This is a genomic window from Sphingomonas pseudosanguinis, from assembly GCF_052056765.1.
GTDB lineage: Bacteria > Pseudomonadota > Alphaproteobacteria > Sphingomonadales > Sphingomonadaceae > Sphingomonas > Sphingomonas pseudosanguinis.
In genome coordinates this window covers 1,884,128-1,905,324 of record NZ_CP189888.1, presented here as the reverse complement: position 1 = coordinate 1,905,324, position 21,197 = coordinate 1,884,128, and the positions used below count along the sequence as shown (strand labels likewise).

General features: G+C 66.3%; 21 protein-coding genes. 11 read left to right on the top strand and 10 right to left on the bottom strand.

What is annotated here, in order from left to right; all coding sequences use genetic code 11:
- Positions 1-32 precede the first annotated feature (32 nt).
- Genes pnuC through lepA form a run of 3 tightly spaced genes read left to right on the top strand, consistent with a single transcriptional unit; the run spans position 33 to position 2,958 of the window.
- Positions 33-584, top strand: a complete 552-nt coding sequence (pnuC, locus tag ACQHGV_RS08610; protein ID WP_440977880.1) for a nicotinamide riboside transporter PnuC — start codon at positions 33-35, stop codon at positions 582-584.
- Entirely contained in the window at positions 566-1,108 is a 543-nt protein-coding gene (locus ACQHGV_RS08605) for an AAA family ATPase (RefSeq protein ID WP_183951814.1), read from the top strand. Before pnuC ends, ACQHGV_RS08605 begins: the two co-directional genes overlap by 19 nt.
- Before the next feature lie 38 nt (positions 1,109-1,146).
- The gene (gene lepA, locus ACQHGV_RS08600) at positions 1,147-2,958 is read left to right on the top strand and encodes a translation elongation factor 4 (protein WP_183951813.1); all 1,812 of its coding nucleotides are present in this window, start codon (positions 1,147-1,149) and stop codon (positions 2,956-2,958) included.
- 45 nt (positions 2,959-3,003) lie between these two features.
- Here lepA and ACQHGV_RS08595 read toward each other — a convergent pair whose 3' ends face one another.
- Together ACQHGV_RS08595 and ACQHGV_RS08590 are read right to left on the bottom strand one after the other, a co-directional pair.
- A complete protein-coding gene (locus ACQHGV_RS08595) occupies positions 3,004-3,426 on the bottom strand; it encodes a hypothetical protein (protein WP_440977879.1) in 423 nt (140 codons plus the stop codon).
- 166 nt (positions 3,427-3,592) lie between these two features.
- Positions 3,593-7,000 (bottom strand): autotransporter domain-containing protein, encoded by a 3,408-nt coding sequence (locus ACQHGV_RS08590; protein ID WP_440977878.1) that lies wholly within the window; start codon positions 6,998-7,000, stop codon positions 3,593-3,595.
- A gap of 196 nt (positions 7,001-7,196) precedes the next feature.
- On the opposite strand from ACQHGV_RS08590, the gene modA reads away from it, so the two are divergent.
- From modA to ACQHGV_RS08575, 3 genes are read left to right on the top strand one after another with little or no spacing between them, the layout of a single operon-like run.
- Positions 7,197-7,946 carry a molybdate ABC transporter substrate-binding protein gene (gene modA, locus ACQHGV_RS08585; protein WP_440977877.1) on the top strand — a complete coding sequence of 250 codons (750 nt, stop codon included), beginning with the start codon at positions 7,197-7,199 and terminating at the stop codon, positions 7,944-7,946.
- A gap of 7 nt (positions 7,947-7,953) precedes the next feature.
- Positions 7,954-8,643 carry a molybdate ABC transporter permease subunit gene (gene modB, locus ACQHGV_RS08580; RefSeq protein WP_440977876.1) on the top strand — a complete coding sequence of 230 codons (690 nt, stop codon included), beginning with the start codon at positions 7,954-7,956 and terminating at the stop codon, positions 8,641-8,643.
- Complete coding sequence (locus ACQHGV_RS08575; protein ID WP_440977875.1) at positions 8,633-9,238, top strand: ATP-binding cassette domain-containing protein; 606 nt, start codon at positions 8,633-8,635, stop codon at positions 9,236-9,238. Before modB ends, ACQHGV_RS08575 begins: the two co-directional genes overlap by 11 nt.
- A 5-nt stretch (positions 9,239-9,243) precedes the next feature.
- Here the strand turns inward: ACQHGV_RS08575 and ACQHGV_RS08570 are convergent, their stop codons facing one another.
- The 3 genes from ACQHGV_RS08570 to ACQHGV_RS08560 form a co-directional block, all read right to left on the bottom strand.
- Positions 9,244-11,487, bottom strand: a complete 2,244-nt coding sequence (locus ACQHGV_RS08570; protein WP_440977874.1) for a glycoside hydrolase family 3 N-terminal domain-containing protein — start codon at positions 11,485-11,487, stop codon at positions 9,244-9,246.
- A gap of 78 nt (positions 11,488-11,565) precedes the next feature.
- Positions 11,566-12,318, bottom strand: a complete 753-nt coding sequence (locus ACQHGV_RS08565) for a hypothetical protein (protein WP_440977873.1) — start codon at positions 12,316-12,318, stop codon at positions 11,566-11,568.
- Positions 12,319-12,435: 117 nt separating this feature from the next.
- On the bottom strand, positions 12,436-13,326 hold the full coding sequence (locus tag ACQHGV_RS08560; protein WP_440977872.1) for a DMT family transporter: 891 nt from the start codon (positions 13,324-13,326) through the stop codon (positions 12,436-12,438).
- 284 nt (positions 13,327-13,610) lie between these two features.
- Here ACQHGV_RS08560 and ACQHGV_RS08555 point away from each other — a divergent pair, with 284 nt between their 5' ends.
- Complete coding sequence (locus ACQHGV_RS08555) at positions 13,611-13,853, top strand: hypothetical protein (protein ID WP_440977871.1); 243 nt, start codon at positions 13,611-13,613, stop codon at positions 13,851-13,853.
- Positions 13,854-13,952: 99 nt separating this feature from the next.
- Here the strand turns inward: ACQHGV_RS08555 and rpsI are convergent, their stop codons facing one another.
- The 3 genes from rpsI to ACQHGV_RS08540 all read right to left on the bottom strand — a co-directional run bounded on the left by rpsI (position 13,953) and on the right by ACQHGV_RS08540 (position 16,155).
- Entirely contained in the window at positions 13,953-14,498 is a 546-nt protein-coding gene (rpsI, locus tag ACQHGV_RS08550) for a 30S ribosomal protein S9 (RefSeq protein WP_440977870.1), read from the bottom strand.
- Positions 14,498-14,977: a 50S ribosomal protein L13 gene (rplM, locus tag ACQHGV_RS08545; RefSeq protein ID WP_037568175.1), complete on the bottom strand. Its 480-nt coding sequence runs from the start codon at positions 14,975-14,977 to the stop codon at positions 14,498-14,500. Before rplM ends, rpsI begins: the two co-directional genes overlap by 1 nt.
- 122 nt (positions 14,978-15,099) lie before the next feature.
- Positions 15,100-16,155 carry a COX15/CtaA family protein gene (locus ACQHGV_RS08540; protein WP_440977869.1) on the bottom strand — a complete coding sequence of 352 codons (1,056 nt, stop codon included), beginning with the start codon at positions 16,153-16,155 and terminating at the stop codon, positions 15,100-15,102.
- Between the two features lie 116 nt (positions 16,156-16,271).
- Between ACQHGV_RS08540 and ACQHGV_RS08535 the strand changes: the two genes are divergently transcribed.
- Together ACQHGV_RS08535 and ACQHGV_RS08530 are read left to right on the top strand one after the other, a co-directional pair.
- The gene (locus ACQHGV_RS08535; protein ID WP_440977868.1) at positions 16,272-16,691 is read left to right on the top strand and encodes a MerC domain-containing protein; all 420 of its coding nucleotides are present in this window, start codon (positions 16,272-16,274) and stop codon (positions 16,689-16,691) included.
- A 9-nt stretch (positions 16,692-16,700) separates the two neighbouring features.
- A complete protein-coding gene (locus ACQHGV_RS08530) occupies positions 16,701-17,168 on the top strand; it encodes a Fur family transcriptional regulator (RefSeq protein WP_440977867.1) in 468 nt (155 codons plus the stop codon).
- A gap of 201 nt (positions 17,169-17,369) precedes the next feature.
- On the opposite strand, the gene ACQHGV_RS08525 is transcribed toward ACQHGV_RS08530, so the two are convergent.
- The gene (locus ACQHGV_RS08525; RefSeq protein WP_440977866.1) at positions 17,370-17,846 is read right to left on the bottom strand and encodes a GNAT family N-acetyltransferase; all 477 of its coding nucleotides are present in this window, start codon (positions 17,844-17,846) and stop codon (positions 17,370-17,372) included.
- A gap of 147 nt (positions 17,847-17,993) precedes the next feature.
- Here ACQHGV_RS08525 and dxs point away from each other — a divergent pair, with 147 nt between their 5' ends.
- Together dxs and ACQHGV_RS08515 are read left to right on the top strand one after the other, a co-directional pair.
- Positions 17,994-19,919 (top strand): 1-deoxy-D-xylulose-5-phosphate synthase, encoded by a 1,926-nt coding sequence (gene dxs, locus ACQHGV_RS08520; protein ID WP_440977865.1) that lies wholly within the window; start codon positions 17,994-17,996, stop codon positions 19,917-19,919.
- Positions 19,916-20,101: a hypothetical protein gene (locus tag ACQHGV_RS08515; RefSeq protein WP_440977864.1), complete on the top strand. Its 186-nt coding sequence runs from the start codon at positions 19,916-19,918 to the stop codon at positions 20,099-20,101. The genes dxs and ACQHGV_RS08515 overlap by 4 nt, the downstream gene beginning before the upstream one ends.
- A gap of 409 nt (positions 20,102-20,510) precedes the next feature.
- Here ACQHGV_RS08515 and ACQHGV_RS08510 read toward each other — a convergent pair whose 3' ends face one another.
- On the bottom strand, positions 20,511-21,191 hold the full coding sequence (locus ACQHGV_RS08510) for an RBBP9/YdeN family alpha/beta hydrolase (RefSeq protein WP_440977863.1): 681 nt from the start codon (positions 21,189-21,191) through the stop codon (positions 20,511-20,513).
- Positions 21,192-21,197 lie beyond the last annotated feature (6 nt).

The window sequence follows — 21,197 nt, the reverse complement described above, 5'->3', positions numbered from 1 at the left end:
CGCCCCAGGGCGACCGGATTTGCTCCGGTGGCATGACCTGGCTTGAAATCGTCGCCTTCGTTCTGGGTATCGCGAACGTCACGCTCGTCGTGCGACGCAGCTTGTGGAATTATCCGGTCGCGCTGGCGATGGTGTCGCTTTACGGCCTGCTGTTCTGGCAGGAGCGGCTGTACAGCGACGCGGCGCTGCAAGTATTCTTCTTCGTCATCAACCTTTACGGCTGGGTCGTCTGGCGGCGCAGCCTGGCGCGTGAGGGGGAGGTCGCGGTCGGCACGCTGACGCCTGTCGCGCAAGGCGTATGGCTGGTCGGGATCGCGGTTGCGTCTCTATTGTGGGGCGGGGTGATGGCGCGCTGGACCGATGCCGCCATGCCCTATTGGGACGCCGTCAATGCGGTGGCCAGCGTCGCGGCGCAAATCCTGCTGGCGAGGCGTCGGCTGGAGAACTGGCTGCTATGGATCGCGGTCGATCTGTCGTCCATCGCGCTCTACGCGGTGAAGGGCCTGACGCTGACCGCCATTCTTTATGTCATCTTTCTGGGACTGTCGGTGTGGGGCTATCGCGAATGGCGGGTACGGGTGTGACGAGCATCTGTCTGCATGGCCCGGAGAGCACCGGCAAATCGACCATCGGCCCACGTCTCGCCGCCGCGCTCGGCGGGCGCTATCTGCCCGAATATGGCCGCGACTATGCCGAGGCGCATGGCACCGACTTCACCATGGCCGATCTGGTGGCGATCGGGCAGGGGCATGACGCGATGCTGGCCGAGGCGCTGGCGCAGGGGCCCTGGCCGGTCGTGACCGACACCGATCCGCTGATGACCGCCGTGTGGGCCGATATGCTGTTCGGTGCGCGCGACCCGTGGTTCGCCCGCTGGAATCGGCTGTCCGACGTCTATCTCCTGTTCGCGCCCGACCTGCCCTGGGTGGAGGACGGCACGCGCCTGTTCGGCACGCTGGCCGAGCGGCAGCGCTTCTTCGACCTGTCGCGGGCCGAGCTGGATCGGCGCGGGGTGCGCTATGCGCTGGTCGAGGGGCAGGGCGAGCGTCGCTATGCAAATGCGCTGGCCGCGATCGATAGCTTTGGCATCCGCGCGCATCTTTGCTAACGGCGTCAGCTAAAGCTTTTCAGGAAACCATTCCCCCCGTGTCCACGCCGCTCGACAAGATCCGCAACTTCTCCATCATCGCGCATATCGACCATGGCAAGTCGACGCTCGCCGATCGCCTGATCCAGTTCACCGGCGGCCTGACCGACCGCGAGATGAGCGAACAGGTTCTCGATAACATGGAGATCGAGAAGGAACGCGGCATCACCATCAAGGCGCAGACCGTGCGCCTGGCGTACAAGGCGCAGGACGGCGAAACCTATACGCTGAACCTGATGGACACGCCGGGCCATGTCGACTTCGCCTATGAGGTCAGCCGGTCGCTGGCGGCGTGCGAAGGCGCGCTGCTCGTCGTCGACGCTGCGCAGGGCGTCGAGGCGCAGACGCTGGCGAACGTCTATCAGTCGATCGAGCACGACCATGAGATCGTGCCCGTCATCAACAAGATCGACCTGCCCGCCGCCGAACCCGAAAAGGTCCGCGCCGAGATCGAGGACGTCATCGGCATCGACGCCTCGGGCGCGGTGCTGGCCAGTGCCAAGTCGGGCATCGGCATCGGCGACATCCTGGAAGCGATCGTCAAGAACATCCCCGCGCCCAAGGGCGACGCGACCGCGCCGCTCAAGGCGATGCTGGTCGATAGCTGGTACGACCCCTATCTGGGCGTCGTCATCCTGGTGCGCGTGATGGAAGGCACCCTGAAAAAGGGGCAGCAGATCAAGTTCATGCAGGCGGGCACCACCCATCTGATCGACCGCGTCGGCTGTTTCCGCCCCAAGATCGAGCAGCTGACCGAGCTTGGCGTGGGCGAGATCGGCTTCATCACCGCGCAGATCAAGGACGTGGCGCAGGCGCGCGTCGGCGACACGCTGACCGACGCCAAGAAGCCGACCGAGCAGGCGCTGCCGGGCTTCAAGGAAGTTCAGCCGGTCGTGTTCTGCGGCCTGTTCCCGGTCGACGCCAACGACTTCGAGAAGCTGCGCGAGTCGATCAGCAAGCTGCGGCTGAACGACGCCTCGTTCAGCTTCGAGATGGAGACGTCGGCGGCGCTGGGCTTCGGCTTCCGTTGCGGCTTCCTGGGGCTGCTGCATCTGGAGATCATCCAGGAGCGGCTGACCCGCGAATATGACCTCGACCTGATCACGACCGCGCCGTCGGTGGTCTATCAGATCGAGCTGACCCATGACGGCGGCCAGATCGACCTGCACAACCCGGCCGACATGCCCGATCCCAACAAGATCGAGTCGATCAGCGAGCCGTGGATCGAGGCGACCATCTATGTCCCCGATGAGTATCTCGGCTCGATCCTGAAGCTGTGCCAAGACCGGCGCGGCATCCAGAAGAACCTGACCTATGTCGGCGGCCGCGCGCAGGCGACCTATGAACTGCCGCTCAACGAGGTCGTGTTCGACTTCTACGATCGGCTCAAGTCGCTGTCGAAGGGCTATGCCAGCTTCGACTATCACCAGATCGGCTATCGCGAGGGCGACCTCGTCAAGATGAGCATCCTGGTCAACGAAGAGCCGGTCGACGCGCTGTCGATGATCGTCCACCGCGGCACCGCCGAGACGCGCGGGCGCGGCATGTGCGAGCGGCTGAAGGAACTCATCCCACGCCACCTGTTCAAGATCCCGATCCAGGCGGCGATCGGCGGCAAGGTGATCGCGCGCGAGACGATCAGCGCGATGCGCAAGGACGTGACCGCCAAATGCTATGGCGGCGACGCCACCCGCAAGCGCAAGCTGCTGGAAAAGCAGAAAAAGGGTAAGGCAAAGATGCGCGAATACGGCTCGGTCAGCATCCCGCAGGAAGCCTTCATCGCCGCGCTGCGCATGGGCGACGAGGCGTAAGGATTCGAAGGCCGCCCCGATATAATCGGGGCGGCCTTTCCATATTCAGAGGAAAAACACGCTCGCCAGATCGTCTTCGGGCTCATGGGCCCAACGCATGAAGCGAAAGGCAAAGACGCCGAATACGCCCAAGGCAGCACCCGCCCAGATATAGTCGGCGTCACGGGCGACGTTTATGAAAATAGCATATCCGAGATACGCCGAGACAGCGAAGGCACAGGCCGTTCTTACCCACGCGGATCGGAGCGATCGTGTGACGGCGAACCATAAAATGGTCAACACACCGATAATCAGCAATATAACGAAGACCGGATGGACATCCTGCGCGCGCAGATGCGTCCAAATGGGTACACAAATTTCGAGCAGCGTCAGGCCGACAAATCCGATGATGCCCAGCGTCAAGCATCCATTTGCATCAATTCCTGGCGAGTCGAGACGACGCCCATATTCATCATAAATTCCCGGCATTGCTTACCCTCTGCTGCGCGTTGCGCATCTTGTCTCAAAGAGTGGCGTACGAAATTCCGACGTCGTTCCATAAGAAATTGATGGTAAATAGAAAAACAAGTTCGTGGGGAAAGGCCCGCCCGGTTTCCTCGGACGGGCCTTTCGATGTTCAACGAACGGGATCGGATCAGAACGCGATCTTGATCGTGCCCCGATAGGACTGGTTCTCGACATCCTTGCGCTCGAACGTCGTGTCGGCGCCCAGCGACAGCTGGACACGGCCCGAGGTGTAGGACACGCCCAGGCTCGCCTCGCCCCAATCCTTGTCGTGGCCGGGTAGCGCGAACAGCGCCGACGGGCCGATGCCGCCCGCGAAATTCGCACCGAACACGCCCGGGCGATCCTGGAAGTCATGGACATAATAGGCCGAGGCATAGGGACGGAACGGCCCGTCCGAGCTCAGCATCAGACCGGCGCGACCCTGGACGCTGTTATAGTCCTGGCGGTCATAGCGCAGCGCGGGGCCGCCGCCGGTTTCGGCGGTGGGGGTGAAGCCCAGATGGCTCACGCGCGCAGCGATACGCGGTCCGATCTTGAGCCCGCCAAAGCCATAGGTCTTGGCCAACCCGACTTCGCTCGACAGTGCCAGGGCATTGTCGCGCGACCGCAAGTTATAGGCGACACCCGCCAGCGACACGTTGCGCTGCGTCTGCGCCTGGAACACGCCGGCGCTGAACTGGCTGTCCAGCGAGAAGCCGCCCACCTCCGCCTTGCCGTAGAGCGTCCCCTGATACAGGTCGCCGCGCGCATATTGGCCGAACGAGGTGTTGCCGGTCGTCTTGGTATAGGAGAAGCCGAAGCCGAGGATGCTGGCATCGTCCACCTCGGTCTCGATACCGGTCGCGACGTAGAAGCCGTCGAACCGGTCGCGAATGTCGGCAGTCGCCGTCTGCGGCAGGGCACGCGCCTTGCCGTCGAGATAGCCACCCGCCAGGAACACCGCGACATTTTCGGGCAGGACATTCTCGCGCATCGACACGCCGCCGCTGTCGGTCGCCATCTGCGCCTGGCTGCCCGCCAGGTTGCTCATGGCAAGGCTCGCGACCTGCACCGGCTTGCCGATCATGGTCAGCGTGCCGCCCAGGCCTTCGCTCGGCGACAGCGTCGCCAGATGCTCACGGAAGAAGCGCGCGCTGTTGTCGAGCGCCATGGTGCCCTGTGCCCGCTTCAGCGCCTCGGTCGAGGGGGCCAGACCTTCGAGCGTGTTGCGGATGGTCGATGCGGATTGCAGGTCTAGTGTGCCGTACAGATTGCTGAAATTGCCCTGGATCGACCGGTTCTGGTCGAGCAGGCGCGCATAGGCCGTCTGATAGGGCGTGTTGGCGACGACATTGGCGTAAGCGCCGGCGACGATCCGCGCGGTGACGGCGTTGCCGCTATAGTTCAGCGTCGGTGTCAGGATCGCGCTGAGCGCGGTCGGGGCATTGAACCGCCCTGACACGCCGCCGCTGGCGGTCGCGATCGTGTAGACGTCGCCGGCGCGGATCAGGTGCCCGCTCACGGGTGCGAAGCCGACCGAGCCGCCGGCGTTGAGCTGGCCATTCGCGGTGCCATTGGCGACAACCGCGATCTTGTCCGAGGTGCCGCCGGGACCGACATCGATCAGCAGCTGCGTCCCCGAGGCGAGCACGACATTGCCGCCAAAGGTCAGCGTGCCGATCGTGCCGACCGTGCCGGGGGCGATCATGCCGCCGACGCTGGTGAAGAACGGCGCGTTGATCCGCCCCGAGCCCTGCAGGCCGCCAGCCAGCATCAGGAAATCGCCGCCGGCGTTGATCGTGCCGTTATTGGCGATCATGCCCGTCAGCTGGTTGAAGTCCGCCACGGTGGTCAATGCGCCGCCGCTGGCCAGCGACAGCCGCGCCTGCGACCCGCTGATGGTGAAGCGGTCGACCGTCGCCGCCGAGCTGAGCGTCGTATTGCCCGCCGCCGACAGGGTAACGTCGTAATAGCGCGCCGCGACCGAGGCGGTCGGGTTGACGTTGTTGGGCACGAAGTTGGTCGCACCCGGCAGGCCGTTGGCCAGCGTGGCGGCCGGAAGGGCGGCGGCGACCGCCTTGCCGCTCGCCTGTGCCTGGTCCTCGGCACCGGTCATGCTGTCGGTCAGCGTGGCGCGGCCGGCGGCGTTCAGCTCGCGGCCCATGCTGCTGGCATCGTCATTCTGCGCGGTGATCTTGCCGGTCTTGATGTTCTGGCACTCGACACCGTCGCAGATCTCGCCGAACTTGTTGTCCGGGTCGTTCGCGATGCCGATGCCGGGCGTGGTGGGAACGCCGTTCACCAGCTGGCCGTTCTGGATGATCTGATAGGCCGGGTCGGTCGTCGTCACCCAATGCGCACCGTCCTCCCACGCGCCGTCACCGGCCTTGGCGGCGGCATAGCGATAGGGGTTCTTGGCGGCGATATAGTCCCAGAAGAGGTAGAGCGGTTGGTAGAAGGACGAGGTGCCATAGGTGGAGAAGGGCTGCGGCCCGAAGAAGCGGCTGCCGCCCGACAGCACGCCGACCACAACCTTGCGCGCGAACGTCCGGTCGAGGATCAGCGGACCGCCGGAGTCGCCACCCGCCGTCGTGCCTTCCTTGGGCAGCGGCGCGTCGCGGAACAGGTTGAAATCATAGGGGCTGGCGGCTGCGGTGCCCCGGCGCGGATCGTCGAAGTCGAGCTGGTACAGGTTCTGCGGCAGGTTCGAACCCTGGCCGAACAACCACAGATTGCGGTCGTCGAACGAGCCGAGCAGGCCGATATAATTTTCGGCAATGCGGCGGCGATAGTCGATGCCGTTGGTATCGCCCTGATTGCCGACACCGCTGCGGCCATAGCCGGTCAGCGTAACGTGATAGCCGGTGCCCGTGGTCGGATCGATCGCGGCGGGCGCGGGCAGCGCCGACAGCAGGATCGCCCAGGTCGGAACGCCGGTCGCCGGCGTGTCAAGCGAGGCAAGCGCGACATCGGCCTCCAGGAACGTCGTGCGCGCCGACCCCGAATTCCAATGGACCTGGTTCACATTGTAGACGGCGTTGGCGGTGTTCGTCTTGAACTGGTTGGCGTTGGCCGCGCCGCCCAACGTGCTCAGGAACCATTCGCGCACGCCCGGCAGATTGTCGGGCTTGAAGCCGAAGGCGATGGGCGTGCCGCCGCGCGCGGTGCCATAGCTGGCGGCGGCGGCGGAATTGACGCAATGCGCCGCGAAGATGACGGTGCGCGGGTTGATCAGCGTGCCGGTGCACAGGCTGAGGCCGCCGCCGCTGGCTGCGATGAACATCTGGCCGACGCCATTGACGCCGCCGGCGGTGTCGAGCGCGCTGGTCGTGGTGCCGGGCTGCGAAATGACGATCTGCGGCTCGTCGACGACGCGCAGGCCGGGAATGGCGCCCATGCGCTCCGGGCTGGACGACTGGGCATAGTCGATCGCCTGTTCGGGGCGCGCGGTCTGCGCTTGGGCCGGCGTGGCGAGCGACAGCGCGAGCAGTGCGCTGGATGCGAGCAGGGCCGCGCGTCGTCGCGCCCCGCCCATCGATGCGAGATCGTGGACCATGAAAATTCCCCCTTGTTTTGGGGAGCGTGGCTTTTTCTCCATTCGCTCCGAAAACGGAGGCTATTCAGGAAATCGTTTTCATACAATTACTAAAGGGGCAATCGGCATGCCCTATTCGAACAGCGTCGCCGAATCCTCTGGGAATATTAACAATGTCGAGCGACAGCGACTCGGCGGAAAACAGGGAAAACTGCCAATGGTAGCGCGTATGATCTTGGGGGTGGCGGCCTTGTGCTGTACCCAGCCGGTTTTGGCGCAGGAGCGTGCGCCGCTGGTCCTAGCGGCGGCGAGTTTGCAGGAATCTATGAATGCCGCCGCCGATTCGTGGGCGAATCAGGGACATAGGCGACCGGTCATTTCCTTCGCCGCGTCCTCCGCCCTGGCGCGCCAGGTTCAGGCCGGGGGCAAGGCCGACCTATTCGCATCGGCCGATGAGGAATGGATGGACGTGCTGCAAAAGGACGGCCTGCTGGCGGACCGAACGCGCAGCGCGTTCCTAGGCAATCGGCTGGTCGTGATCGCATCGGCCGGCCAAGGCGGGCGGGTGACGACGCGGACCCTGGCCAAGACCCTGTCCGCCGGGCCGCTGGCCATGGCCGATACCGACAGCGTGCCGGCGGGCAAATATGGCAAGGCGGCGCTGGAGCGATTAGGGGCATGGCCGATGGTTGCACCCCATGTCGTCCGGGCCGAGAATGTGCGCGCCGCCCTCGCTTTGGTCGAGCGTGGGGCGGCGCCCTATGGCATCGTCTATGCCACCGACGCCAAGGCGTCGTCGAGGGTCCGCGTGGTCGGCATGTTCCCGGCGGCCAGCCATCCGCCGATCACCTATCCGCTTGCCCGGCTGAAGGCCTCGACCAATCCGGCGGCGGAGGGGTTCCGGCGCTTCCTGATTTCGGCGCAGGGCAAGGCGATCTTCCGGCGTTTCGGGTTCTCGACACGGTGATCGGTTGATGTTGTCGGTCGAGGAATGGGGGATCGTGCGGCTGTCGCTGCTGGTCGGTGGCACGGCGATGCTGGTGACGCTGCCGATCGCCTTTGGTCTCGCCTGGTTGCTGGCGCGGGGGCGCTTTCCGGGCAAGGTGCTGCTTGATGGCGTCGTCCATCTGCCGCTGGTCGTGCCGCCGGTGGTGACGGGCTGGGCGCTGCTGCTGCTCTTCGGGCCGGCGGGACCGATCGGGGCCTGGCTGGCGCAGTGGTTCGGGGTCAGCGTGCTGTTCCGTTGGACCGGCGCGGCGATCGCGGCCGGGGTCATGGCGCTGCCCCTGGTGGTGCGCGCCATTCGCCTTTCGATCGAGTCCGTCGACCGGCAGTTGGAGCAGGCCGCGCGCACGCTGGGCGCGGGGCGCTGGCGGGTTTTCGCGACGATCACGCTGCCGCTATGCGCGCCGGGCGTGCTGGCGGGGCTGGTGCTGGGCTTCGCGCGCTCGATCGGCGAGTTCGGCGCGACGATCACCTTCGTCTCGAACGTGCCCGGCGAGACCGCGACGCTGCCGCTCGCCATCTATTCCGCGCTCCAGCGGCCGGGTGGTGAAGCAATGGTCTGGCGCCTGGCGGGGGTGTCGGTCGGCCTGTCGCTGATCGCGCTGATCGCCTCCGAATGGCTCGCGCGGCGCATGGGGCGGGGGCTGCATGTCCTTTGACGTTTCGCTGTCCGTCCGGCGGGGCGAGAGCCGGATTGCGGCGTCCTTCGTCACCGGGCCGGGCGCGACGGTGCTGTTCGGGCCGTCGGGCATCGGGAAGACCAGCATCCTCCAGATGGTCGCCGGATTGCTCAAGCCCGAGGCGGGGCATGTACGGATCGCCGGCGAGACGCTGTTCGACGCCGCAAAGCGGATCGACGTGCCGCCCGAGCGGCGTCGGATCGGTTATGTCTTTCAGGAGGCGCGGCTGTTCCCGCATCGGCGGGTCGCGGCCAATCTGCGCTATGGCATGCGACAGGGCGCGGGCGATTGGGACGGGGTGATCGCGATGCTGGGCATCGGTCATCTGCTCGATCGCTGGCCGCGCACCCTGTCGGGGGGCGAGGCGCGGCGGGTCGCCATCGGCCGCGCGCTGCTCAGCGATCCGCGCGTGCTGCTGCTCGACGAGCCACTGTCCTCGCTCGACCGCGCGCGGCGCGGGGATATTCTCGACGCGCTGATCGCGGTGCGTGACCGGACAGGCATCCCCATCCTGATGGTTACGCACGATCCGGACGAAGCCGAACGGATCGCCACCGCGATCGTCCGGCTCTGATCCCCTCAGACCAGTTCGAAGGTCTGTTTCTCGCCATTCGCCGAGCTGGTCGCGACCCACAGGTCGAACTGGCCCGGCTCCACCACCCAGTCGTCCTTGCCCCAGAAGCGCAAGGCCTCGCGGGTCAGGCGCAGGCGGACGGTCCGCGACTGGCCGGGGTTCAGCATCACCCGCTCGAACCCCTTCAACTCGCGGACGGGGCGGGTGCGGCTGGCGACCTTGTCATGGATATAGAGCTGTACGACCTCCGCCCCGGCGCGCGCGCCGGTGTTGGTGACGGTGGCGGTCACCTCCATCGCATCGGTCATCCGCGTCGGCACCGAGACGTTGGAGATGGCGAAGCGCGTATAGCTCAGCCCATGGCCGAAGGGGTAGAGCGGCTCGTTCTTCGTCTCGCGATAGCGCGCCTTATATTCCTGCGCGCCGGTGTCGGGGGCGGGGCGGCCGGTATTCTTGTGGTTGTAGAAATAGGGCTGCTGCCCGCTCTCACGCGGGAAGCTGGCGGACAGCTTGGCCGAGGGGTTCACATCGCCGAACAGTACGTCCGCGATCGCGTTGCCGCTCTCCGACCCCAGGAACCAGGTGGCGAGGATCGCTGGAGCATCCTTGACCGCGCCGTGCAGCGCCAGCGCGCGGCCATGGCGTAGCAGGACGACGACCGGCTTGCCCGTCGCCGCCACCGCCTCGGCCAGCGCCATCTGCGCCGCCGGCACGACGATCTCGGTGCGCGACTGCGCCTCGCCCGACATCAGCTGCGTCTCACCGATCGCCAGCAATACGACATCGGCGTTGCGCGCGGCGGCGACGGCCGCGTCGATCCCGCCGGCGATGGGGGCCTCGACCTCCGATCCCTTGACGACATCGACCGTCAGCTTGCGATTGCGAAGCCCCTGCGCGATCGACACGTTCAGCGCGGCGTCGGACATGAACGCCCAGGTGCCGACCACATTGTCACGGTCTTCGCCGAACGGGCCGATCAGCGCGATACGGCCGGGATTGGCCTTGAGCGGCAGCAGGTCGCCTTCGTTCTTCAGCAGCACGATCGACCGCGCGCCCGCCTCACGCGACAGCTTCAGCATGGCGGGCGTCGACACCTGCGTCCGCTCGGCCTTCTGGCTGATCGAACGATAGGGATTGTCGAACAGGCCGATCGCCTCCTTCAGCGACAGGACGCGGCGCACCGCCTCGTCCAGCCGGGCCATCGGCACCTCGCCCTTCTCGACCAGATCGGGCAGCCACAGATTGAACAGGTTGGAGGCCATGGCCATGTCCATGCCCGCCAGGAACGCCTTCTTGGCGGCGTCGCGGCCATCGGCGGCATAGCCGTGCGCGATCAGTTCCTCATCGGCGGTATAGTCGCCGACGACCATGCCCTTGAACCCCCATTCGCCGTGGAGCAGGTCGGTCAGCAGCCACTTGTTGCCCGATGACGGTACGCCGTCGATGTCGTTGAACGCCGACATGATCGTCGCCACGCCGGCATCGACGCACGCCTTGAACGGCGCGAGGTGCACCTCGTGCAGCGTCTGCGGCGAAATCTCGGTGAAGTTGTAATCCATGCCTCCGCTGACCGCGCCATACGCGGCGAAATGCTTGGCGCAGGCGGCGAGGCTGGTGGGATCGCGCAGGGTCCGGCCCTGGAAACCGCGCACCCGCGCGACGGCCAGCCTGGTGCCCAAATAGACATCCTCGCCCGAACCCTCGGCCACGCGGCCCCAGCGCTGGTCGCGCGCCACGTCGACCATCGGCGCGAAGGTCCATTGCATGCCGAGCGCGGTCGTCTCGATCGCCGCCGCGCGTGCGGTGCGCTCGGCCAGATCGGGGTCGAAGGCGCAGGCCTCGGCGATGGGCAGCGGATAAGCGGTGCGCAGGCCGTGGATGACGTCGCCCGCGAAGATCAGCGGGATCTTCAGCCGCGTCTCCATCATCGCGTCCTGCGCCGCTTTGGCCCCGGCATAGCCGACGCCGTTGAACAGCATGCCGATCTCGCCCTTGCGGATGCGCGCCAGCTGCGCGGTCGCATCGTTGCGGGCGGGCAGGCCGGGGTTGAAGGGCAGGCCGATCGGGCGGATCTGGTCGGAAAAGCAGGACAGCTGGCCGGCCTTTTCCGCCGGAGTCATCTGGCGGATCAGGCTTTCGATACGGTCCGACGCGCCCGACGACTGGGCCAGCGCCCGGCCACCCAGCGACAGGCCGGCGATCGTGGCACCCGCCTTCAGCATCTGGCGGCGATCGAGGGTGGGGGACATGGACGCTCTCCTACAGGCATGGTGATTTTGTCACGCAGCTACCGCCCACCGGTGCGGCGGGCAAGTTTTGCGGACCGCTCAGCGTTTCGGGGGCGTGCACCACAGCACCCGCGCGATCAGCCGGGGCTGGGGGCAGGGACCGTCGGGCAGCGGTAACGGGCTGCCCGGCCGCCAGAGATTCAGGCGTCTTAGCGTCTCCGGCATCTCGGAGTCGATGACGGCCAGCGGGTTGCCGTCGCCATAGCGCGTCGAGCTGCGATAGCGGAGTATGGGGGCATAGCGGCCATCGCGCCCGATGCGGTTGACGGAGATCCAGAAGGCGAAGGGCGCATCCGTCGTCGGTTCGGCGGAAATGATCGCACCGCGCAAAGCGCCTTTCTCGATGAAGCGCACGTCCTGATTGTTGTTACGGCCGGTCCGCTTGGCATAGACGGGCACGAAGCGCTGGCCCGCCCGGTCATAGGCCAGTGCCATGCGCCCGACGATCTGGTCGCCATTGCCGGCATGGAGGCTGGCGACCTGCACCCAGAGCAGCGGTCGGTCGGGGACGGGGCGGATGACCCTTGCGAACTCCAGATAATGCACGGTGTCGAATACGTTTTTGCCGTCCCCGGTGACCAGCATGGTGTCGAGTGCGGGGCGGCAGGTCCTGCCCCCGTCACGCGTGATGCAAAGGTGAAGCGCGCCCGGTGCGCGGTTTCCGCCGGGGTCTTCCTCCTCGGGGCCCTGTCTCGTGACGAGCTGCCAGCCGCGCGGCAGGCCGAAGGGGGCGGAGAGGTCGAGACGCGGCTGCGAGGTGCCGGGCGGCGCTGCGGCGGCCAGGGACATCATCGCCAGGCCAATCCCCATCGCTCGCCGCATGCCCGACCCTCCTGATAACCCGCTATAGCGCGCCGATGCCGCCCGGTGATGGTGAAAATGGCGTATGATCAAAACGTCATCCGGCCGTCAGAACAGGGTCGTGATTAGGACGCCGCCAATGATGGCGATGCCCGACAGGACCTGCCGCAGACCCAGTCGTTCACGGAATAGCCGGTGCCCCGCCATGGCAGCGATCGGCGCCTCGATGATGCCAAGCGCGCGGACCGGCGCGGCGGGCGAGAGCGCCAGCGCGATGAACCATCCGGCGGAGGCGCAGGCGCCGCAAAGCCCCGCCCCCAGTGAGGGACGCCAGCGGCGCGCCACCTCGACCAACGTCGCCGGATCGCGCCAGGCGAGGATGAGGCTGAGCGCGACGGTCTGCATCGCCTGTACCACCGCGACGCAGACCAAAGCGGCGAAGACGGGATGCGTGGGATCGAGCGCCAGCGCGGCATGGCGAAAGGCGTTGAGCGAAAAGCCGAAGAACAGCCCTGACGCCAGCCCCATGGCGGCCCCGATCAGCGAGGCGCGGCGCTGCTCGGCGGGCGGCCAGGACAGGGCGACCAGACCGATGGTGGTGACGACGACGCCCATCCAGGCCAGCGCGCTGATCCGGTCGTCATAGATGACCAGGCCCAGAAGCGCCGCGAGCGGCAGCGAACTCTGCTGAAGCGCAGTGCCCACGGCAAAGCCCGACCGGTGCATCGCATCGAGCAACGCGGCCGTCGCCAGCACCTGCGACGCCGCGCCGACCACCGCCGACAGCCAGAAGGCGCTGCTCCAGTGCAGATCGGCCCCCGGCATGACATGATGGGCGACCGTGACGAACAGAATGGAAAAGGGCAGGCCGAACAGGAAGCGGACCAGCGTCGCGCCCCACGGACCCGAGGACGACATGACCCCGCGCTGCAAGGCGTTACGCCCGACCTGAAAGGTCGCGGCCGCGATCGTGGCGGGAATCCAGAGCGGGTTGGTCATGGGAAGCTCTTAGTGAAGTTTCGGCGCGGGTGAACCGGCTCCGGCGCTTTGTCTGGCACGACGGTCATATCGACATTCAGGCGATTGCGCCTTCATTCACCCCTGCAAGGGATCGTTGCGAGATGGGCGTTCCTACGCTCTTCACGCACCACCCCGGCGAAGGCCGGGGTCCAGATGCGGAACGCTTTCCATCGCTTATCCGCGCTTACCCAACTGGACCCCGGCCTACGCCGGGGTGGTGTAAGGAGTTTTGCAGCGGCCCATGCAGGGGAGGAATGGGATGGATGTCGATCGGCCTGGCCTGTCCCGCCTGCCTTTCGGAACCCCGGCTTTCCGGCTGGCGTTGCCGGGGGATGGTCATATTGGGGTGCCTGCTGCTCATCATCCTGCCGCTGATGGGCTTCGTGATCGGCGGCTATCTCGGCGGGGTCGAGATCGGGATATGGGCGGCGCTCGGCGGCCTTGGCCTGGCCGTGCTCGCCTGCGTGATCCCGGTCATAGCCCTGGTGAAGGCCGGGCGTCGCTAGCACCGGGCATGTCTGGAACGACAAAGGGCGACCCGTTGCCGGATCGCCCTATCGTACCCTGTCCCCGGATGGCCTGAACCATCCGGGCGGGTCCGCGTCTTAGCGCTTCGAGAACTGGAAGCTGCGACGCGCCTTGGCGCGGCCATACTTCTTACGCTCGACGGCGCGGCTGTCGCGGGTCAGGAAGCCAGCGGCCTTGACCGGCGCGCGCAGGACCGGCTCGTACTTGGTCAGCGCCTGGCTGATGCCGTGCTTGACTGCACCGGCCTGGCCCGACAGACCACCGCCCTTGACGGTGCAGATCACGTCATACTGACCTTCGCGCTCGGTGATGCCGAACACCTGGTTGATGACGAGACGCAGCGTCGGACGTGCGAAATACACTTCCTGGTCACGACCGTTGATCGTGATCTTGCCCGAACCCGGCTTCAGCCAGACGCGAGCCACGGCGTCCTTACGACGGCCGGTCGCATAGGCGCGGCCGAACTTGTCCAGTTCCTGCTGACGCAGCGGGGTGGTGTTGACGCGCTCGACGGGAGCGGCGGCGGGGGCTTCACCGGCGGCGGCGGGCTGCGCCGAAGCGGCGGCGGCCTGCTGGTTCAGCGTGGCGCCGAGATCGGCGAGCGACTGGCGGTTGTCGGACATTATGCGCCCACCTTGTTCTTGCGGTTCATGCTCGCGATGTCGAGCACTTCGGGGTTCTGCGCGGCGTGCGGATGCTCGGTGCCGGCGAAGATGCGCAGGTTGCGCATCTGCTGACGACCCAGCGGACCACGCGGGATCATGCGCTCGACGGCCTTTTCCAGGACGCGCTCGGGGAAGCGGCCTTCCAGGACCTTGGCGGCGGTGATGCCCTTGATACCACCGGCATAACCGGTGTGCTTGTAGTACACCTTCTGGCCCAGCTTGTTGCCGGTGAAGCGCACTTTGTCCGCGTTGATGACGATGACATTGTCACCGCAATCGACGTGCGGGGTGAAGGACGGCTTGTGCTTGCCGCGCAGGATGTTCGCGATGATGGTGGCGGCGCGGCCGACAACCAGGCCGTCGGCGTCGACGATATGCCACTTCTTCTCCACCTCGTGCGGCTTGGCCGCCTTGGTGGTCTTCATGAGCGCCTTCATGGGCGTGAGACCTTTCGGTTTGAAATGCAACGCGCCGCCCTTTGGATCGGGCGGCGCGGACAAGGGGCCAATGCTGGAGGGACTCGAAAATGTCAAGCAAAGCGCGGCTTTGCTGACGGGTATTATGATACCATGGGCTTCTTCGGAGCCTGTCCCAGGCGGTGCGCGGCGGCGGTCGCGGCGATCAGCAACAGGGCGGCATTGGCCTGGTGCGCGACGGCGATGTCGATCTGCACGCCGCTCAGCAGCGTGGCGATGCCAAGCCCGATCTGAACGATGACCAGCACGATCACCAGCCAGCCGGCGCGCAGGGCCCCGCTGCGGATCGCACGCGCCGCCATCCACACCAGCAGGCCGGCCGCCGCGAAGGCGAACCAGCGGTGGATGAACTGGACGACGACCGGATTGTCGAAGACGTTGGCGATGGCGGGCGTCATCATCGGCGTGCCCGCCGGGAACCAGGCATCGCCCATCAGCGGCCAGCTGGAAAAGGCATAGCCCGCGTCCAGCCCGGCGGTCAGCGCGCCGAACATCAGCTGGACGAACAGGGTCAGCACCGCGCCGGCACCCAGCCAGGTCAGCCGGGCGGGGGCCGCCAGCCGGTTGCGATGCAGCGCCAGAAGGTCGAGCGCGGTCCAAACGATCCCCGCCAGGATGAACAGCGCGGTCAGCAGATGGACGGTCAGGCGGATATGGCTGACATCGGTCCGCTCGACGAGGCCCGAGGCGACCATCCACCAGCCGATCGCGCCCTGCAGCCCGCCGAGGGCAAGGAGTGCGAGCAGGCGTGGCTTATACCCTGCCGGGATCGCCTTGCGCACCCAGAACCACAGCAAGGGGAGGGCGAAGGCCATGCCGATCACCCGGCCCAACACGCGGTGGAGATATTCCCAGAAGAAGATCGCCTTGAACCCCGCGAGCGTCATGTCGCGATTGAAGGTCCAATATTCGGGGATGCGTTTGTAATTGTCGAACTCGGCCTGCCACTGGCTCTCGGTCAGCGGCGGGATGATGCCGGTGATCGGCTTCCATTCGGTGATCGACAGGCCGCTATTGGTCAGGCGCGTGATGCCGCCGACGATCACCATCGCGACGATCAGGCCGGCGACAACGATCAGCCAGCGGGCAACGGCGCGCGGGCGGGCGGTGACCATGAAGGCGGGGTTGGGTTGCAACATGCCCTATTGATAAGGTGTCGACGCGGCGGCGGATAGTGGACCGAATGCCCGATCTCGGTTCTGCTTACGAGTAATGTTATGTTGTAACTTGTAGATTGCAGTCCTACATGGCGTGAATGAATGCCGCGACATCGACCCTTTCCGCGCGACCGCGCCATGCGTCCGGCTTGGATCGCTGGGCGATCGGATTGTCGGGCCTGTGCGTCGTGCACTGTGTGACGTCGTCGGTGCTGATCGCATTGATGTCGACCGCCGGCGGCCTGCTGGCCGCGCCGATCATCCATGAGGTCGGGTTGGTCGTCGCGATCCTGCTGGGCGTCGTCGCGTTGGGGCGCGGTTTCTTGCGGCATCGCCGTGTCTTGCCCGTGCTGGTCGGTGTCGCCGGTCTCGGCACGATGGGTTGGGCCATGACCCTGCCGCATGATGCGTCGGGTGGCGAGGCGCTGTGGACCATTGTCGGCGTCGTGCTGCTGGCCATGGGCCACCTGCTCAATGAGCGCGCCGCCCGGCTTGCTCCCGTCACGACGACACCTTAAGTCCGGACCATGGCGCACGCGCATCACCATCATGAGCCCGAAGGGGCCGATCTTGCCCAGGCGGCGAAGACCACGCTCGAGCGGGCGGGCGAACAATGGACCGCGATGCGCGCCAGCGTATTCGAGGCACTGGCCGGGTTCGAAAAGCCGGCCTCGGCCTATGACATCGCCGACGCCATGTCGAAGGCGCAGGGACGTCGCGTCGCCGCCAACAGCGTCTATCGCATCCTCGACCTGTTCGTCGGCGCCAATCTCGCGCGACGCGTGGAAAGCGCCAACGCCTATGTCGCCAACGCGCATCCCGATTGCCTGCACGACTGCATCTTCCTGGTCTGCGACAAATGCGGGCAGACCACGCATATCGACGACGACCGCCTGACCGGCGCGGTCCGCGATGCGGCGCGCGGGGCGGGGTTCAGCCCCGAGCGGCCGGTGATCGAGGTGCGCGGCCGCTGCTCGGACTGCGCTCAATCCTGAACGGTCGGTAGGCTGATAGGGCCGATACACATTTCCTCTATTCCTCCCCTGCAAGGGGAGGTGGCAGGCCAAAGGCCTGACGGAGGGATGTCGCCGCCAGAGGGATCGACCTTCACGCGTGACCGGGTACACCCCTCTACCATGCTCCGCGTGGTCGCGCTTCCGCTCTCAGGGGAAGAGTGAAAGCCGCTCCATAGCGATCTACAGCGCTTTGCCCATGCGGATCAGCGGCACGCTGACCCCGTCGACCGGGGCGGATCGGACCGGCTCGATCACCTCATACCCGCAGGCGCGGTAGAGCGGCTCGCCCGCCAGCGTCGCCATCATCTCGGCCCGCTGGAAGCCTGCCTCGCGGGCGGCATCCTCGCACCGGGTCAGGATCATCCGGCCCAGGCCCCGGCGCGTGAAATCGGGGTCGGTGTACATCGCCCGGATACGCGCCGCCTGTGTCGCGGGGTCGAGCATGGCGGCGTCACGCAAGCTCGTGCTGTGGTCGCCGCCATACAGAGTCGCGCGGGCGCTCCAGCCGCCGCATCCGGTCAGCCGACCCTCGCATTCGGCGAGCAGATAGGTGCCATCGGCGATCAATTGCGTGTCCAGCCCCATGACCGCGCGGCTGGCGGCGATTTCGGCCGGGGAAAGAAACGGCTGCTGGAGCGTTGCGATGGCGCGGTCCATCAGGACCGCGATAGCGGGAAGATCAGACGAATTGGCCCAGCGAAACGAAAACATGTCCCAATTTTGCAACAGGGTGATGTGTCGTCAACATGACATCGGTGAACGGTTGCAATCGACACCATCGATTTGCTGCGATAAGCCGGTGTGATGGCAGACATTCCTCAGACCCCGTTGCTCGATACGGTTCACACTCCCGACGATCTTCGGCGGCTCGCGCCCGAGCAGTTGCGGCAGCTGGCGGACGAGCTGCGGACCGAGACGATTTCGGCGGTCGGCACCACCGGCGGCCATCTCGGCTCCGGTCTGGGCGTGGTCGAGCTGACGGTCGCGCTCCATTATGTCTTCAACACCCCGGCCGACCGGCTGGTATGGGACGTCGGCCACCAATGCTATCCGCACAAGATCCTGACCGGCCGTCGCGATCGCATCCGCACCATCCGTCAGGGTGGCGGTTTGTCGGGCTTCACCAAGCGATCGGAAAGCGAATACGACCCCTTCGGCGCGGCGCACAGTTCGACCTCGATCTCGGCCGCACTCGGCTTTGCGGTCGCCAACAAGCTGGCGGGTACGCCGGGCAAGGGCATCGCGGTCATCGGCGACGGCGCGATGTCGGCGGGCATGGCCTATGAGGCGATGAACAATGCCGAGCAGGCGGGCAATCGCCTGGTCGTGATCCTCAACGACAACGACATGTCGATCGCGCCGCCGGTCGGCGGCCTGTCGGCCTATCTGTCGCGCATGGTGTCGAGCCGCGAGTTCCTGGGTGTGCGCGACGTGCTCAAGAAGCTCGCCAAGCGCTTCCCGCGTCCGATCCAGAAGGCCGCGCAGAAGACCGACGAGTTCGCGCGTGGCATGACCATGGGCGGCACGCTGTTCGAGGAGCTGGGCTTTTATTATGTCGGCCCGATCGACGGTCACAATCTCGACCATCTGATCCCGGTGCTGGAGAATGTCCGCGACGCCGAGGAAGGCCCGATCCTGATCCACGTCGTCACCAAGAAGGGCAAGGGCTATGCCCCGGCCGAGGCGGCGGCGGACAAATATCACGGCGTCCAGAAGTTCGACGTCATCACCGGCGCGCAGGCCAAGGCCCCGCCGGGGCCGCCCGCCTATCAGAATGTCTTCGGCGAAACGCTGGCCAAGGAAGCCGAGAGCGATCCGCGCATCTGTGCGATCACGGCGGCCATGCCGTCGGGCACCGGGCTGGATCGATTCGCGCAGGCGCACCCAGAGCGCTTCTTCGACGTCGGCATCGCCGAGCAGCATGCGGTGACCTTCGCCGCCGGTCTGGCCGCGCAGGGCATGCGGCCCTTCTGCGCCATTTATTCGACCTTCCTGCAACGCGCCTATGACCAGGTGGTCCATGACGTCGCGATTCAGAACCTGCCGGTCCGCTTCGCGATCGACCGCGCGGGGCTGGTCGGCGCGGACGGCGCGACCCATGCGGGCTCGTTCGACATCACCTATCTGGCCAGCCTGCCCAACATGGTCGTGATGGCCGCCGCCGACGAGGCCGAGCTGGTCCATATGGTCCATACCTGCGTCAACCACGACAGCGGCCCGATCGCGGTACGCTATCCGCGCGGCAACGGCGTCGGCGTGGCATTGCCGGAGACGCCCGAACTGCTCGAGATCGGCAAGGGGCGTGTCGTGCGCGAAGGCAAGAAGGTCGCGATCCTCTCGCTCGGCACCCGCCTGGCCGAGGCGCTGCGCGCTGCCGACACGCTGGAGGCCAAGGGGCTGTCGACTTCGGTCGCCGACCTGCGCTTTGCCAAGCCGCTCGACGAGGCGCTGATCCGTCGGATGCTGACCACCCATGAAGTGGCGGTGACGATCGAGGAAAATGCGATCGGCGGCTTCGGCGCGCATGTCCTGACCATGGCGTCGGACGAAGGGCTGATCGATGCCGGGCTGAAGCTGCGCACCATGCGTCTGCCCGACCTGTTCCAGGATCAGGACAAGCCCGAAGTGCAATATGCCCAGGCCGGGCTGGACGCCGATGCGATCGTCGAGACGGTGCTGAAGGCGCTGCGCCACAACAGCACCCACGTCACCGAGGGCGCGCGCGCGTGATCCGGGGATGGACCGCCGTCATTGTCTTCACGACGCTGGCGGTGGTCATGATGATCGGCGTGAACGTCCGCATGTGGCGGCGAATGAAGGCCGCCACCGCGGCGGCGAAGGCGGATGCGGAGCGGGGTGAGGGTGAGGCTGAGAACCCCTCCGACCCAGACTCCGATCTCCGTTCAGCCTGAGCGCAGTCGAAGGCCAAGGGATGACATTCGTCCGATCGGGCCTTGGCAACGATCGGTAACTCAGAGCGCAAATTGACGAGAGCCTGGGCGTGGCCTTCGACTTCGCTCAGGCTGAACGGCGGGTGGGATGAGGACGCGGTTCCTTAGGTCCGTTTCCCACCTCTTAGTGATGCGCCTGCGGAGGGCTGGTCATCGGCACCATGTGCTTCGCCAGGCACAGATGCGTTAGACCAAACCCCCGTTCAGCCTGAGCGTAGTCGAAGGCCACGCCCAGTCCTTCGCCAACAGACCCGCAAGTTTTCCCCCAGCCGCCAAGGGCTGCTCCAAAACAGGCGCTGTCCCTTGGCCTTCGACTACGCTCAGGCAGAACGGAGGGTAGGATGCTGGGACAAGGTTCCTTGATCCGTTCTCACCGCCCCAGATAATGCGCCTGCGCGGCATCGGTCGCGTTGATCGCCAGCACCGCGCGGGCTTCGCTGGGCGAGAGCGGTCCCGACTGGGTCGGCCGATCCGCGCCGCTGGCCGAGATCACGCGGCCGAGCAGTTCCTGCCCCTCCTGCCACCAGCCCAGGCCGCTGGCGGCGTTGATATGTCCCTGATGCCCGGCATCGACGAAATGGCTACCCCAATCGACCGCCAGGCTGTGCGCGCGCTCGATCGAGATCCAGGGGTCGTCCCGGCTCGCGACCAAAATCGACGGGAAGGGCAGGGGCGTGCGTGGTGACGGCGCAAAGCCCTTCAGGCTGTCGGGTGCATCGGCGCGGTCGACATCGGCGGGCGCGACCAGGAGCGCGCCGGCGACCGGCCAGCCATAGGGTTGCGGTGACAGCTCCGCCCACCAGGCCACCGCCAGACACCCCAGCGAGTGGGCGGCGAGGATGACCGGGGCCTGGGCATGGCTGATCGCCTGATCCAGGCGCGTGACCCAGGCGTTGCGGTGCGGCGTCGACCACATGCCCAATTCGACCCGGATCGTATCGGGCCGCGCCTCTTCCCACAGGCTCTGCCAATGCGATCGACCCGAGCCGCCCAGGCCCGGCACGGTCAGGATGGTCGGCTTGCGTGCTTCATAGGATGCGAACGAACCCATCGGGCG